Raw genomic sequence first — 15,264 nt, 5'->3', positions numbered from 1 at the left:
AGCGGCCATGCGCTACAGCCTCAAGGCCCTGGGTAGGCAGGGCGTGGTGCAGTTGCAGATCGATGCCGAGGACGCCGACCAGGCCCGCCGCCAGGCCGAAGACCAAGGCCTGCGTGTGCTCAGCCTGCGCAGCAGCGGCGGCGCGCTGCGCGGCATGGCCTGGCGCCGTGAAGCGGCATTCGACCTGGTGCTGTTCAGCCAGGAACTGTCAACCTTGCTCAATGCCGGCCTGCCGCTGATCGACGCACTGGAAAGCCTGGCGGAGAAGAGCCCGGCAGCGACAGCGCGCAAGGTGCTCGCCGAGCTGGTGCGCCAGCTGTACGAGGGCCGCTCGCTGTCCCAGGCGCTGGGCCAGCAACCGCGGGTTTTCCCGCCGTTGTATGTGGCGCTGGTGCAGTCCAGCGAACGCACCGGTGCTCTGGGCGACGCCCTCACCCGCTACATCAGCTATCGCCAGCGCCTGGACCTGGTCCGGCAGAAGCTGGTGGGTGCCTCGGTCTACCCGTTACTGCTGTTGCTGGTGGGAGGCGGTGTGGTGCTGTTCCTACTCGGCTATGTGGTGCCGCGTTTCAGCCAGGTGTTCGAGGGCATGGGCACCGAGCTACCCTGGCTGTCACGGGTGCTGATGCAGGTCGGCCTGTTTCTGCATGCCCAGCAAGCGCCACTGGCGCTGGGCACCGTCGGTGGGGTCGCGGCGCTTTGGCTGCTGCGCCGGCACCCGCGTGTACGGTACTGGGCCTCTTGCCAGCTGCGGCGCCTGCCCGCACTGCACCAGCGCCTGATGATGTACGAGCTGGCGCGTTTCTATCGCTCGCTGGGCATTCTGCTGCAAGGCGGCATCCCCATCCTCACCGCCATGGGCATGGCCCGCGGCCTGCTCGGCAACGCAGCAGCGCAGGGCCTGGAGCAGGCCAGCCAGCGGGTGGGCGAAGGGCTGCCGCTTTCCGATGCTCTGGCGGCCGGGCACCTGGTGACGCCGGTATCCCTGCGCCTGCTGCGCGCTGGTGAGCAGTCTGGCAACCTGGGCGAGATGCTGGAGCGCTGCGCCGACTTCCATGACCAGGAAATCGGCCGCTGGGTGGAATGGTTCGTCAAACTGTTCGAACCGCTGCTGATGACCTTCATCGGCCTGCTGATCGGCCTGATCGTAATCCTCATGTACATGCCAATCTTCGAGCTGGCCTCAAGTATTCACTGAAGGGCCAGGCCTAGGCTTTCGCGTAACCTGAAGCCCACACAGGCAGTGTTCTGCGCCCAACCCTGGCCGCCATCGATAGTTGATCCCCACTTATCATTCAGCGTGATATTAACCTTCGTCCCGTTCGATTCGTGCCTCGCGCGCAACACACTCACACTCCGCCCACTACTAATACTTTGGCGGAGTTCTCCATGGAACAATCACTCAAACCTTTGCGCTTCCCCCTCGCTGCCCTGGCAGTGGTGGTGATCAGCGCTTGCGGTCGAACCCCCGACGCCGTGCAGGCTCCCGCCGCGCCCAAGGTAAGTGTGGCCAAGGTGATCGAACAACCGATCACCGAATGGGACGAGTTCACCGGCCGCCTCGAAGCCCCGGAAACCGTCGAAGTGCGCCCGCGGGTCTCCGGCCAGATCGACCAGGTCGCCTTCACCGAAGGCGCCCAGGTCAAAAAAGGCGACCTGCTGTTCCAAATCGACCCGCGCCCGTTCCAGGCTGAAGTCCGCCGCCTCGAAGCCCAACTGCAACAGGCCAAGGCCACCGCCATCCGCAGCGCCAACGAAGCCCGCCGTGGCGAGCGCCTGCGTGATAGCAACGCCATCTCCGCCGAACTGGCCGAATCGCGCAGCAGTGCCGCCGCCGAAGCCCGTGCCGGCGTCGATGCGATCCAGGCCCAGCTCGACCTGGCACGCCTGAACCTCAGCTTCACCCGCGTCACCGCGCCCATCAGCGGCCGTGTCAGCCGCGCCGAGTTCACCGCCGGCAACATCGTCACCGCCGATGTCACCCCGCTGACCAGTGTGGTGTCCACCGACAAGGTCTACGCCTACTTCGACGCCGACGAGCGCGTGTACCTCAAGTACACCCAGCTGGCCCGTGAAGGCCAGCGTAGCCAGAGCACTCCGGTATACCTGGGCCTGACCAACGAAAGCGGCAACCCGCACCTGGGCCAGATGAACTTCGTCGACAACCAGGTCAACCCGCGCACCGGCACCATCCGCGGCCGCGCGGTATTCGACAACAGCGACGGCCAGTTCACCCCGGGCCTGTATGCGCGCCTGAAGCTGGTCGGCAGCGCCCAGTACGACGCCATGCTGATCAACGACGAAGCCGTGGGTACTGACCTTGGCAAGAAGTTTGTGCTGGTCATGGACAAGGACAACAAGGCCACCTACCGCGCCGTGGAACTGGGGCCGAAGCTGGAAGGCTTGCGCATCGTGCGCAGCGGCCTGGGCAAGGACGACCGCATCGTGGTCAAGGGCCTGCAGCGCGTACGCCCTGGTTCGCCGGTAACCCCGGAAGAAACACAGATGGCCAGCGAACAAACCCTCGCCGCCCTCGCCCAACAGCGCCAGGCCCTGGAGGCCAGCAACCCGGCGCCGAAGGTGGCGGGCAACAACGTGAAAGTCGCCAGCGCCCAGGCGCCACGCGGTTAAGGGACCCTACCGATGAACTTCTCGAAATTCTTCATTACCCGGCCGATCTTCGCCGCGGTGCTGTCGCTGGTGCTGCTGATCGCGGGTTCGATCTCGCTGTTCCAGCTGCCGATCAGCGAATACCCCGAAGTGGTGCCGCCCACCGTGGTGGTGCGCGCCAACTTCCCCGGCGCCAACCCCAAGGTCATCGGCGAAACCGTTGCCGCGCCGCTGGAGCAGGCCATTACCGGTGTGGAGAACATGCTGTACATGTCCTCCCAGTCCACTGCAGACGGCAAGCTGACGCTGACCATCACCTTCGCCCTGGGTACCGACCTGGACAACGCCCAGGTGCAGGTGCAGAACCGCGTGACCCGTACCCAGCCCAAGCTGCCCGAGGAAGTGACCCGTATCGGTATCACCGTCGACAAGGCCTCGCCTGACCTGACCATGGTCGTGCACCTGACCTCGCCGGACAACCGCTACGACATGCTCTACCTGTCCAACTACGCCATCCTCAACATCAAGGATGAACTGGCGCGCCTGGGCGGCGTAGGCGACGTGCAGCTGTTTGGCATGGGCGACTACTCGCTGCGCGTCTGGCTGGACCCGAACAAGACCGCTTCGCGCAACCTGACGGCCAGTGATGTGGTCGCGGCAATCCGCGAGCAGAACCGCCAGGTAGCCGCTGGCCAGCTGGGCGCGCCACCTGCCCCAGGCTCGACCAGCTTCCAGCTGTCGATCAATACCCAGGGCCGTCTGGTCAACGAGGAAGAGTTCGAAAACATCATCATCCGCGCCGGTGCCGATGGCGAGATCACCCGCCTGAAAGACATCGCCCGGGTCGAACTCGGCTCCAGCCAGTACGCCCTGCGCTCGCTGCTGAACAACCAGCCGGCGGTGGCCATCCCGATTTTCCAGCGCCCAGGCTCCAACGCCATCGAGATCTCCGACGAAGTGCGGGCGAAAATGGCCGAGCTGAAAAAGGACTTCCCGGAAGGGATGGACTACAGCATCGTCTATGACCCGACCATCTTCGTGCGCGGCTCCATCGAAGCGGTGGTGCACACCCTGTTCGAAGCCCTGGTGCTGGTGGTGCTGGTGGTGATCCTGTTCCTGCAGACCTGGCGCGCCTCGATCATCCCGCTGCTGGCGGTGCCGGTCTCGCTGATCGGTACCTTCGCGGTCATGCACCTGTTCGGTTTTTCACTCAACGCGCTGTCGTTATTCGGGCTGGTGCTCGCCATCGGTATCGTGGTGGACGATGCCATCGTCGTGGTGGAGAACGTCGAACGTAACATCGGGCTGGGCCTGAAACCGCTGGAAGCTACGCAAAAGGCCATGAGCGAAGTGACCGGGCCGATCATCGCCACCGCTCTGGTGCTGTGCGCGGTGTTCGTACCTGCAGCGTTCATTTCCGGCCTGACCGGGCAGTTCTACAAACAGTTCGCCCTGACCATCGCCATCTCGACCGTCATTTCGGCGTTCAACTCGCTGACCCTGTCGCCAGCCTTGGCCGCGGTGCTACTCAAGGACCATCATGCACCCAAGGACCGTTTCTCGCGGTTCCTCGACAAACTGCTGGGCAGCTGGCTGTTCTCCCCTTTCAACCGGTTCTTCGACCGGGCCAGCCACAGCTACGTCGGTGGCGTGCGCCGCGTCATCCGCTCCAGCGGCATCGCCCTGTTCGTGTATGCCGGCCTGATGGGCCTGACCTACCTCGGCTTCTCGTCCACGCCGACCGGTTTCGTGCCGGCCCAGGACAAGCAGTACCTGGTGGCCTTCGCCCAACTGCCGGACGCGGCCAGCCTCGACCGTACCGAAGCGGTGATCAAGCGCATGAGCGAAATCGCCCTGAAGCAGCCTGGCGTGGCCGACTCGGTAGCCTTCCCGGGCCTGTCGATCAACGGTTTCACCAACAGCCCCAACAGCGGCATCGTGTTCACCCCGCTCAAGCCGTTCGATGAGCGCAAGGACCCGAGCCAGTCGGCGGCAGCCATCGCAGCCGCGCTGAATGCCCAGTTCGCCGACATCCAGGACGCCTACATCGCCATCTTCCCACCGCCGCCGGTACAGGGCCTGGGCACGATTGGCGGGTTCCGGCTGCAAATCGAAGACCGTGGCAACCTGGGGTACGAAGCGCTGTACAAGGAAACCCAGAACATCATCGCCAAGAGCCACAACGTCCCGGAGCTGGCAGGCCTGTTCACCAGCTACCAGGTCAACGTGCCACAAGTCGATGCCGCCATCGACCGGGAAAAGGCCAAGACCCACGGTGTGGCGATCACCGACATCTTCGACACCCTGCAGGTTTACCTGGGCTCGCTGTACACCAACGACTTCAACCGCTTTGGCCGCACTTACCAGGTCAACGTCCAGGCCGAACAGCAGTTCCGCCTTGATGCCGAGCAGATCGGCCAACTGAAGGTGCGCAACAACCTTGGCGAGATGATCCCGTTGGCGACCTTCCTCAAGGTCAGCGACACCTCCGGGCCGGACCGGGTCATGCACTACAACGGCTTCATCACTGCCGAGATCAACGGCGCTGCCGCCCCGGGCTACAGCTCTGGTCAGGCGGAAGCTGCGATCGAGAAGTTGCTGAAAGAGGAACTGCCCAACGGCATGACCTTCGAGTGGACCGACCTCACCTACCAGCAGATCCTCTCGGGCAATACCGCATTGCTGGTGTTCCCGCTGTGCGTGCTGCTGGCGTTCCTGGTGCTGGCCGCCCAGTACGAAAGCTGGAGCCTGCCGCTGGCGGTGATCCTGATCGTGCCGATGACCCTGCTGTCGGCCATCACCGGTGTGATCGTATCGGGTGGCGACAACAACATCTTCACCCAGATCGGCCTGATCGTACTGGTGGGCCTGGCGTGCAAGAACGCGATCCTGATCGTCGAGTTCGCCAAGGACGAACAGGCCAAGGGCCTCGACCCGCTGGCTGCGGTGCTGGAAGCCTGCCGCCTGCGTCTGCGGCCGATCCTGATGACCTCGATCGCCTTCATCATGGGTGTGGTGCCCCTGGTGTTCAGCTCCGGCGCAGGTTCGGAAATGCGCCATGCCATGGGTGTGGCGGTGTTCTCCGGGATGATCGGCGTGACCGTGTTCGGCCTGTTCCTGACCCCGGTGTTCTTCTTCCTGATCCGCCGTTTCGTCGAGCGTCGCCAGGCCCGCAAGGCTGAACACGCTCAAGTGCTGGAGAACCACGCATGAACCTGCTCAAACCCTTGACCCCAAGCCTGCTGGCACTGGCCCTGGCGGCCTGTGCGGTAGGCCCGGACTACCAGGCGCCAGCCACCGAACCTGCACAATTGGGCAGCGATGTGCAGGCCAAGGCCTACGACCGTAGCCGCTTCGAGAGCCTGTGGTGGAAGCAGTTCGACGACCCGGTGCTGAACCAGCTGGTGCAGGCTTCGCTGGACGGCAACCGTGACTTGCGCGTGGCCTTCGCCCGCCTGAAATCGGCCCGCTCGATCCGCGAAGACGCCGAAAACGACCCGTTCCCGGTGGTCACCAGCCGTGCCAGCAGCGATCTCGGCAAAGGCCAGATCCCCGGCCAGACCACGCAGCGGGTGAACAGCGAGCGCTACGACCTGGGCCTGGACATGGCCTGGGAACTTGACCTGTTCGGCCGCATCCAGCGCCAGATCGAAGCCAGCGAAGCCCAGGAAGCGGTGGCCGCCGCCGACCTGCAACAGTTGCAGGTCAGCCTGATCGCCGAACTGGTCGATGCCTACGGGCAACTGCGCGGTGCCCAGTTGCGCGAGAAGATCGCCCTGGCCAACCTGAAGACCCAGCAGGAATCGCGCACCATCACCGAAACCCTGCGCGATGCGGGCGTGGGCAATGACCTCGACGTGGTGCGTGCCGATGCGCGCCTGGCCGGGGTCGAAGCCACCGTGCCACAACTGCAAGCCGAACAGGCACGGGCGCGGCATCGCATCGCCACCCTGCTCGGCCAGCGCCCTGACGCGCTCAGCGTAGACCTGTCGCCCAAGGCCCTGCCGGCCATCGCCAAGGCGCTGCCGGTCGGTGACCCGGGTGAGCTGCTGCGCCGCCGCCCGGACATCCGCAGCGCCGAGCGCCAGCTGGCGGCCGCCACCGCCAACGTTGGCGTGGCCACCGCCGACCTGTTCCCCCGCGTCAGCCTCAGTGGCTTCCTCGGCTTTACCGCCGCCCGCGGCTCGCAGATCGGCTCGTCGGCAGCCAACGCCTGGGCGCTGGGCCCGAGCATCACCTGGGCGGCCTTCGACCTGGGCAGCGTGCGGGCCCGCCTGCGCGGCGCCAAGGCCGATGCCGAAGGTGCACTGGCCAACTACGAACAGCAGGTGCTGCTGGCGCTGGAAGAGTCGGCCAACGCCTTCAGCGATTACGACAAGACCCAGCAGCGTCTGCTGTCGCTGATGCGCCAGAGCGACGCCAGCCGCAAGGCTGCAGAACTGGCCTCGATTCGTTATCGCGAGGGTACCGTGGACTACCTGGTACTGCTCGATGCCGAACGTGAGCGGCTAAGTGCTGAAGACGCACAAGCTCAGGGTGAAGTCGACCTTTATCGCGGCATCGTCTCGATCTACAAGGCCCTGGGTGGCGGCTGGCAACCGGAGACGGTGGCCAGCGCGCACTGATTCCACTGCCTCAACGACTCCTTTGGTTGGCTCCTCCCCCAACCGTTTGCCCCGCAGGCCATGGCCCGCGGGTTTTTTTTATGTTTGCCATCGTATTCACCCCAATACGCAGTGCATGGAATGCCACCGCAGGCCTGGCGCCTGGCCAACGGCGTGCCCGGTTCGGTTGCATTTACCCCCCGGCTGGCCCAAGCTCTGCCCTTCCCGCCGCCACGGATCGTCCGATGCCCAGACGCAACCGCTACCTGATCGCCCTGCTGTTGTCGATTCTGGTATCGGCCCTGTTCGGCTACCTGTGGCGCGACGCCCCGCCAACCCCGCCGACCTTGCCAGCACACAGCTACGCCAAGGCGCTGCGCCAGGCCCATGACGGTCAGCCCGGCGCCGCACGGGTGCTGTACCAGCAATTGCAGCGTAACGACCTACCTGCGATCCGCCGTGCGGCGCTGTACGCCGAGTTGCCCAACTACCCCTCGCCGCAGGCATTGAAACTGGCCCGCCAGGACCTGGAACATGCCGAGCCGCTGGTGCGTCGAGCGGCCATTGCCAGTATCCGCCGCCTGTTACCGCCAGCACAGCGCAGCCTGGTACTCGGCCCGCTGCTGGACGACAGTGAGCAAAGCGTGCGTTTTGCCGCCGTGGATGCCCTGTTGGGCCTCGATCCCGACGCCATCGGCCTCTATTTCGGCCCCCTGCAGTCAGCCTTGGAGCAATACCAGCAAGCCCTGGAGCAACAGCCTGAAGATGCCGACGCCCAAGTGCACCTGGCGCGCCTGTACCTGCACGAAAACGACTACACGCACGCCGCTGCGGCCCTGCAGCGTGCGCTCGCGATTGCCCCCGGCAACCTCAATGCCCTGGCGACTCAGGTACGCCTGCTCGAGCGCCAGGGCCACCACGACGCCTCCCGCCAGGTGCTGGGCAAAGCCCTGGCGCTGAGCCCCGACTCGGCCTTTCTGCAGTATGAGCTAGGGCTTTGGCTGAAGCGCCACGAACAGCGCGAGTATGCCTTGCTGGCCCTGTCCCGCGCCGTCGAACTGGACCCGGACAACGCCGATTACCGCTATACCCTGGCGGTCACCCTGCATGAGCTGGACCAGCTCGACGCCGCCCAGAAGCAACTGGAAACCGTGCTCAATCGGCAGCCAGCCAATCGCCGGGCACGGGTGCTGCTGATTCAATACTGGAAAGAGTCCGGCCAGTTGCAGAACGTGCAAGTATCGCTCGCCGAGCTGGAGCGTCAGAACCCGGACGACCCTGTGCTGCAACAGGGCCTGTAGGCAGTACCTGAACTTAGTTGAACCCTGAGCCTGTGCCAGGGTCCAGTGGGTATAAGGCCACCCTAAAGGAGAGTCGTTTTGGCCAGTTCGTTGGCGCTGGATGAACGTGCCTTGATCCTCGCACCGCCACAACTGGCGGCGGATACCTCACGTCTGCTGACTTCCGCCGGCATCAACAGCCTCTGCGCGGTCGACCTGGCCAACCTGCAGGCGCGTCTGACCGAGGGCGCAGGGTTGGCGATCATTGCCGAGCAGGTGTTCAGCCAAGGCCCAAGCGCTTTGCTGCAGGCATTCATCGACCAGCAACCGAGCTGGTCGGATTTGCCCATCGTGCTGCTGACCCAGGGCGCCTGGTCGGCCGCTGGCGTGAATCACCATCCAGTGGGCAATCTGCTCTGGCTGGTTACGCCCTACCAAAATGCCCAGTTGCTGCACATCACCCAGTCCGCGCTGCGCAACCGGCGGCGACAGTACGTGACACGTGACCAGCTCCATGGCATGCAGCAGCGCCTGGACAGCCGGCCTTCAACTCCGGAAGAAGAGCAGGACCGCAGTGAGTTCACCCGCTGCCAGGCACGCAAGATGGAGGCCATCGGCCAACTGGCCGGCGGCGTCGCCCATGACTTCAACAACCTGCTCACCAGCATCAGCGGCAGCTTCGAACTCATCCAGCGGCGCCTGCGCCAAGGCCGCAGCGACGGCCTGGATGGCGTTCTGTGCATGGGCCGCGAGGCCGTTTCACGCGCCGCCCGCCTGACCCACCGCTTGCTTGCCTTCTCTTCCCGTCAATCGCTGCACAGCCAACGTATAGACCTGCATACCTTGCTCAAGGCGGAACGCCTGGGCGCTCGCCTGAGCCCGTCGATAACCCTGCAAGTGCACGCGGCCAAAGACCTGTGGCCCGTGGAGGCGGATGACCAGCAGTTGCAGGAGGCCCTCGACAACCTGCTGCTCAATGCCCGCGAGGCCATGCCCAACGGTGGCCTGCTATGCATCGAGGCGAACAATCATCACATCGCCACCGAGCAAGCTGCTGACGGCGCTTTGCGCACTGGCGACTATGTGCGCCTGCGAATCACCGACAGCGGCCAAGGCATGGCGCAAAGCACGCTGGAGCACGCCTTCGAACCCTTCTTCAGCACCAAGGCGACCGGCCAGGGCATTGGCCTGGGGTTGTCGATGGTGTACGGCTTCAGCAAGCAGTCCCATGGGCATATCACCCTCAGCAGCGAGATTGGCCAGGGAACCCAGGTGGAGCTGTATTTGCCACGCCATGTCGACCAGGCCCGGCCATCCAGCAAGCCTGTGCCGGCCAGGCAAGACGGCTGCAGCCGACACGTGCTGGTTGTCGAGGACGATCCCCATGTGCGCCAACTGCTTTGCCAGGCGCTGGACGAAAACGGCTTCCCCTGCCAAAGCGCAGCCGACGCCAACGAGGGACTGAAGGTGCTGCGCTCGGCACAACCGGTGGATTTGCTCATCACCGATGTGGGCTTGCCCGGCATGAACGGCCGGCAACTGGCAGAAATTGCCCGCAGCCTGCGCCCACGATTACCGGTGCTGTTCATCACCGGTTACGCGGAAACGGCCATGGCCCGCGAAGGCTTCCTGGGCGCTGACATGCACCTGATCTGCAAGCCGTTCGAGTTGCAGCAGTTGCAGGCTCGAGTGACACACATTCTAGGCAAGCCTTGAAGCGCCCTACACGTCAAGCAGGCGTAGCGCTTCATCGGCAAGATGCGCCAGCGAAAACGGCTTGTTCAACAATGCCGTGCCCGGCTGATCGAGCAATTGCGCTTCAATCGACTGATCCGCATAACCGGTGATGAACAGAATTTTCTGCTGTGCAAGCTGCATGCGCATGGCCTTGGCCACTTGCCGGCCACTGAACCCACCCGGCAAACCGATATCGGTGATGACCAGATCGAAAGGGCCGCCATGGCGAAAGCGCTCCAGTGCGCTATTGGCATCGCCCACATCCGTGACGTCAAACCCACGCTCAGTCAGGTATTCGCGCATGACCGCGCGCAGATCAAGCTCGTCATCCACCAGCAGCAGGCGCTCGCCCCGTGCCATGCGCTGCGAAAGCGGTACCGGCGCGGGCTCATCCGGAACCGGCTCATGGCTCCTCGGGAAAAGCATGGAAACCCTGGTGCCCTGCTCCGGCGCCGACTCGATCCAGGCATACCCCCCCGACTGACGGACGAAGCCATACACCATCGACAGGCCAAGCCCGGCCCCACGCCCGAGAGGTTTGGTTGTGTAAAACGGTTCGAAAGCCCTGGCGATATCCGCCGCGGCCATGCCATGGCCATCATCCTCGACATGCAAGGCCACATAGTCGCCCGGCGGCAAGCCACCTTCATCCGGGAAGAACGCGGTCAGCCGTTCGTTGACGCTGCTGATGGTGACATTGCCCTGTTCCAGGCACGCTTCACGCGCATTGGCACACAAGTGGATCAAGGCATTCTCTAGCTGGGGTACGTCCAGGCTCACTGCCCAAGGTGCAACGTCCAGTTGCCAGTGCAAGCGCATCTCTGCCCCCAGCGCCCGCAGCAACAGGGGTTCGCTCAGACGTAACTGCCGATTGAAGTCCAGTGGCCGAGGGGCCAATGGCTGATGGCGGGAAAATGCGATCAACCGATGGGTCAGGTCCATGGCACGCTGCACCGAGTCGCGCGCAACGTCCACGTAGGCCTCCACACGCTCCAGCCGCCCCTCCTGCAGGCGCCGCTGCAGCAGTTCGAGGCTGCCACCGATACCGGACAGCAAGTTGTTCATTTCATGGCCCATGCCGCCCGCCAACTGGCCAACCACCTCCATACGCTCACTGTTGTGCATCAGCGCCTCTGCCTGACGCGCCGCCTCTTCACGGTCTGCGGTGATGTCCCGGCCAACCGCCGTCAGCAGGCTGCCGTCAAACCTCGCACTCCAGCGAAACCAGTGGTAGTGACCATCGCGGTGTCGCAGGCGGATCTCCAGCTGCTCCGCGTGGCTGCATTGGAACAGCCCGGACACTGCCAATCGTACTTCGGTACGCTCTGTCGGGTGCACCAGCTCCATCACCGACATCGTCTGCACCTGCTCTTGTGTCCAGCCCAGAATGCGGTACCAGGCAGGGTTGGCGGCATGCAGTTTCAATTCTGGGGTGAGCATCATCATCGCTTCGCGCGACAGCAACCAGAACTGCTCTCGCTCGGCCACATGCTGCTCAACCTGGCGTTCAAAGCTCTGCACCTGCTCACGCCAATGGCGGTGGGCCTCGACGCTGGCCGTGGTCTCGATCACCGTATGCAGAAACCCCGCCACGTTACCGAGTTCATCGTGCAGGGGGGCATAACCGAATGCGCACCATAGTGGTTCGGCGCCTTCACTGCGGACGATACGCAGGGGTGGGTCCTCGACAAAATTCGAGTGGCCTTCCAGTGCCTTGAACACCCAGGGGCCCACTGCAGGCCAGATATCACTCCACAGGGTATCGAACGCCATGCCCAGCGCATCCGGTAATGCCCGCAACGCCCGGTAGCCATCGTTATGCACCACACACAGGTCCGGCCCCCAGACCACCGCACATGGGAAAGGTGACAAATGCATCATGTCCACGGCAATGCGCAACGAAGCAGGCCAGCGCGACAATGGCCCAAGCGAGGTACGCCACCAGTCGAACTGGGCTATCCGCTCCCCCATCGGCTCGATCGATGGCAAAACAGGCGACTGCAGGATGACCTGCGGCGCGGGCTCGCGTGGCTTACCGTTAGCGACCAATATCGTGACTCCAGCAATGCTCAGGGTTGACCACAGCGCCGCCAAGCCTGGCACGCTCGCCCGTGGATGGATTCAAGTTAGCACAGCACGTCCGGCACACCATGGCGGAGTTGCTGGTGGCAGCTATGCTATTTAGGTTTTCCCTCGGGCCAGGGAGCACCGGCCCATTCAGGTTGGCGACGGGAGCAGGGTCATGAGCAAGAAAATTCTGGTGGTGTTGACCAATACAGCGAAGTATCCAACCCTCAAACGGGCGACCGGGTTGTGGCTGGGTGAAGCCGTTCACTTTGTCGAGAAAGTCGAAAAGGCCGGCTACACGGTCGATTATGTCAGCCCACAGGGCGGTTACGTTCCCGTCGACCCGAAAAGCCTGCAGATGGCCCCTGACCTGGACTGGCAGTGGTATGACGACAAGCGCTTCATGACGCGCCTGGGCAGTACCTTGGCCCCAGGGCAGGTGAAGGCCAACGAATACAGCGTCATCTATTACACCGGTGGGCATGGGGTGATGTATGACTTCGCAGAAAGCCAGGCTCTGCAGGAACTGGCACGCAAAATCTATGAAAAAGGTGGCATTGTCGCAGCAGTCTGTCACGGCGTAGTCGGCCTGCTGAACATCAAGCTGAGTAACAACTGCCTGCTGCTCAAAGACCGCAAGGTGACCGGCTTTTCCAACATAGAGGAAAAACTGGCCGAACTGGACGACGTAGTGCCGTTCCTGACGGAGAACGAACTTGGGGCGCGCGGCGGTGAGTACAGCAAACATGATGAGCCGTGGAAGCCGTACGTGGTCGACGATGACAGGCTGATCACCGGGCAGAACCCCGCTTCCACCGCCTTGCTGGCCGAGGCAGTGCTGAAAAAGCTCAAGGGCAGTTAGCTACATCAAGGCGCTCGCTTTCCTACCGCTTCAACTGCAGCCGGACTACAGCAGCCCGGTCAGCAAATACATAGGCTCAGGGCTCAACTGTTCACCACGGACAGTTTCAGAGCGGAGAACTATTAGCCTATGTCGAAAATCATGCACGCGGGGCGCAGCATGGTGGAGCTGCTGCTGCTCATTGCAGTGGCGCTGGTGCCTGTGGTTTCCGGTTTGCTGGTGATGGCTTTCCAGCTGGAAGCGAAACTTGCGGAAAACGCCAGCATTTCCGTTCAGGAGGCGGTTTTCAGCGTCGACAATGCGCTGGACAGAATGCACGAGACGGCCCTGCGCACCCTGCCATTTGCAGGGGAATCTTGCGATAACGTCAAAAGCGCCTTGCAGGACCAGGTTGCCATCCGCTCCATGGTCAGGTCGCTGACCTTGCTCAAAGACAATCAACCCTACTGCAGCACGGCTTCAGGTTCGCTGGAGCATTATTCATCATTCGCGTCGTCCGGCCAGCGGGTCGCACTGTCCTACGGCCCTCCTGACACGCGCCAGAAGCTGCTGGTCGACTTTCACCAGAAGGGCAAGAACAATGGCGTGATCGTGACAGCCTATGCCATGCAGATTCGCAACGAACTGGATGGCTTTCAGGATGGGCTGACACTGCTGGTCGAGTTTGGCGACCGCTACATATGGAGCAATGGTGATAGCCGCGGCCTTGAACGCCCTTCACAGTCCGAATTCTTTACAAGCGCCATGTCGGCCAAGTATGGATACACGGTCAAAGGTGGCTACCCAGCGGGTTTCACCGCTCAGGAAATCCGCCAGTCGGTGCTGCAGATCGTCCCCTCACTGATGCTGGTGGGGATCGTGACCGGTTCGATCGTCTACCTGGCCCTGTTCAGGGCACGTGCCAACAGGCGGGGTACCGCCGCCGAACGAACATGACGACGACGGTACTCCAGGGGCGATCAGTCTGTGCTCAGCACGCCACGGCGTACCTGGTCACGTTCGATGGATTCGAACAGCGCCTTGAAGTTGCCCTCACCGAAGCCATCGTCACCTTTGCGCTGGATGAACTCGAAAAAGACCGGGCCAAGCAGGGTTTCCGAGAAAATCTGCAGCAGCAGGCGCTTGTCTTCGGGCTGCGACGCACCATCGAGCAGGATGCCACGCGCTTGCAGTTGGTCGACCGGCTCACCATGGCCAGGCAGGCGCTCTTCGAGCATTTCGTAGTAGGTTTGCGGTGGCGGGGTCATGAAGCGCATGCCCAGCCCCTTCAGGGCATCCCAGGTCTTGAGCAGGTCATCGGTCAGGAAGGCTACGTGCTGGATACCTTCACCGTTGAACTGCATCAGGAACTCTTCGATCTGCCCTGCGCCCTTGGACGACTCTTCGTTGAGCGGGATGCGGATCATGCCATCAGGCGCAGTCATGGCCTTGGAGGTCAGGCCGGTGTATTCGCCCTTGATGTCGAAGTAGCGGATTTCACGGAAGTTGAACAGTTTCTCGTAGAACCCGGCCCAGTAGGCCATGCGCCCGCGGTAGACGTTATGGGTGAGGTGGTCGATGATTTTCAGGCCAGCACCCACCGGGTTGCGATCCACGCCTTCGATGAAGTTGAAGTCGATGTCGTAGATAGAGCTGCCTTCCTCGAAGCGGTCGATCAGATAGAGCGGTGCCCCCCCGATACCCTTGATCGCCGGCAGGCGCAATTCCATCGGGCCGGTTTCGATTTCTACCGGCTGAGCGCCCAGTTCCAGGGCGCGGGCATAAGCCTCATGGGCATTGCGCACGCGAAAAGCCATGCCACATACCGACGGGCCGTGTTCAGCGGCGAAGTACGAAGCGATGCTTTTGGGTTCATTGTTCAGGATCAGGTTGATGCCACCCTGGCGATACAGGTGCACATCCTTGGAACGGTGGGTGGCCACTTTGGTGAAGCCCAGTATCTGGAATACAGGCTCAAGTACGCCTGGGGTCGGCGAAGCCAGTTCGATGAATTCGAAGCCCATCAGGCCCATAGGATTTTCAAAGATATCAGCCATGTTCGTGTTCTCATCTGCAGCGAAAATTATTGATTGCGTGGGATGTGGAACAGGAACGGCGGTGAGCA

General features: G+C 62.9%; 10 protein-coding genes. 8 read left to right on the top strand and 2 right to left on the bottom strand.

The annotated features are described in order from the left end of the window. Positions 1-7 precede the first annotated feature (7 nt). From PRJ_RS12720 to PRJ_RS12695, 6 genes are all read left to right on the top strand, one after another. Positions 8-1,198: a type II secretion system F family protein gene (locus PRJ_RS12720; RefSeq protein WP_049587690.1), complete on the top strand. Its 1,191-nt coding sequence runs from the start codon at positions 8-10 to the stop codon at positions 1,196-1,198. A 191-nt stretch (positions 1,199-1,389) separates the two neighbouring features. Continuing rightward, a complete protein-coding gene (gene mexE / locus PRJ_RS12715) occupies positions 1,390-2,631 on the top strand; it encodes a multidrug efflux RND transporter periplasmic adaptor subunit MexE (RefSeq protein ID WP_104961573.1) in 1,242 nt (413 codons plus the stop codon). Positions 2,632-2,643: 12 nt separating this feature from the next. Further along, complete coding sequence (locus tag PRJ_RS12710) at positions 2,644-5,823, top strand: efflux RND transporter permease subunit (protein WP_003253849.1); 3,180 nt, start codon at positions 2,644-2,646, stop codon at positions 5,821-5,823. Continuing rightward, a complete protein-coding gene (locus PRJ_RS12705; RefSeq protein ID WP_104961572.1) occupies positions 5,820-7,235 on the top strand; it encodes an efflux transporter outer membrane subunit in 1,416 nt (471 codons plus the stop codon). Before PRJ_RS12710 ends, PRJ_RS12705 begins: the two co-directional genes overlap by 4 nt. Positions 7,236-7,459: 224 nt before the next feature. Further along, the gene (locus PRJ_RS12700) at positions 7,460-8,515 is read left to right on the top strand and encodes a HEAT repeat domain-containing protein (RefSeq protein WP_104961571.1); all 1,056 of its coding nucleotides are present in this window, start codon (positions 7,460-7,462) and stop codon (positions 8,513-8,515) included. A 78-nt stretch (positions 8,516-8,593) separates the two neighbouring features. After that, entirely contained in the window at positions 8,594-10,210 is a 1,617-nt protein-coding gene (locus PRJ_RS12695; protein WP_104961570.1) for a response regulator, read from the top strand. Positions 10,211-10,216: 6 nt separating this feature from the next. Here PRJ_RS12695 and PRJ_RS12690 read toward each other — a convergent pair whose 3' ends face one another. Then, positions 10,217-12,280: a PAS domain-containing sensor histidine kinase gene (locus PRJ_RS12690; RefSeq protein WP_104961569.1), complete on the bottom strand. Its 2,064-nt coding sequence runs from the start codon at positions 12,278-12,280 to the stop codon at positions 10,217-10,219. 193 nt (positions 12,281-12,473) lie between these two features. On the opposite strand from PRJ_RS12690, the gene PRJ_RS12685 reads away from it, so the two are divergent. Together PRJ_RS12685 and PRJ_RS12680 are read left to right on the top strand one after the other, a co-directional pair. Continuing rightward, on the top strand, positions 12,474-13,160 hold the full coding sequence (locus tag PRJ_RS12685; protein WP_104961568.1) for a type 1 glutamine amidotransferase domain-containing protein: 687 nt from the start codon (positions 12,474-12,476) through the stop codon (positions 13,158-13,160). A gap of 129 nt (positions 13,161-13,289) precedes the next feature. Then, entirely contained in the window at positions 13,290-14,096 is an 807-nt protein-coding gene (locus tag PRJ_RS12680) for a CSS-motif domain-containing protein (protein WP_104961567.1), read from the top strand. Positions 14,097-14,119: 23 nt separating this feature from the next. Here PRJ_RS12680 and hppD read toward each other — a convergent pair whose 3' ends face one another. Continuing rightward, the gene (gene hppD, locus PRJ_RS12675; protein ID WP_104961566.1) at positions 14,120-15,196 is read right to left on the bottom strand and encodes a 4-hydroxyphenylpyruvate dioxygenase; all 1,077 of its coding nucleotides are present in this window, start codon (positions 15,194-15,196) and stop codon (positions 14,120-14,122) included. Between the last annotated feature and the right edge of the window lie 68 nt (positions 15,197-15,264).

Origin of the sequence: Pseudomonas sp. XWY-1, assembly GCF_002953115.1 — a bacterium.
Taxonomy (GTDB): Bacteria; Pseudomonadota; Gammaproteobacteria; order Pseudomonadales; family Pseudomonadaceae; genus Aquipseudomonas; species Aquipseudomonas alloputida.
The sequence above is the reverse complement of the archived record's forward strand: the minus strand, read 5'-3'. Positions and strand labels throughout refer to the sequence as shown.

What these genes read in the sequence shown, in the direction of transcription:
- hppD (WP_104961566.1), bottom strand. Translation starts at nt 15,196, where the DNA reads ATGGCTGATATCTTTGAAAATCCTATGGGCCTGATGGGCTTCGAATTC.
- PRJ_RS12710 (WP_003253849.1), top strand. Translation starts at nt 2,644, where the DNA reads ATGAACTTCTCGAAATTCTTCATTACCCGGCCGATCTTCGCCGCGGTG.
- mexE (WP_104961573.1), top strand. Translation starts at nt 1,390, where the DNA reads ATGGAACAATCACTCAAACCTTTGCGCTTCCCCCTCGCTGCCCTGGCA.
- PRJ_RS12705 (WP_104961572.1), top strand. Translation starts at nt 5,820, where the DNA reads ATGAACCTGCTCAAACCCTTGACCCCAAGCCTGCTGGCACTGGCCCTG.
- PRJ_RS12680 (WP_104961567.1), top strand. Translation starts at nt 13,290, where the DNA reads ATGTCGAAAATCATGCACGCGGGGCGCAGCATGGTGGAGCTGCTGCTG.
- PRJ_RS12700 (WP_104961571.1), top strand. Translation starts at nt 7,460, where the DNA reads ATGCCCAGACGCAACCGCTACCTGATCGCCCTGCTGTTGTCGATTCTG.
- PRJ_RS12720 (WP_049587690.1), top strand. Translation starts at nt 8, where the DNA reads ATGCGCTACAGCCTCAAGGCCCTGGGTAGGCAGGGCGTGGTGCAGTTG.
- PRJ_RS12685 (WP_104961568.1), top strand. Translation starts at nt 12,474, where the DNA reads ATGAGCAAGAAAATTCTGGTGGTGTTGACCAATACAGCGAAGTATCCA.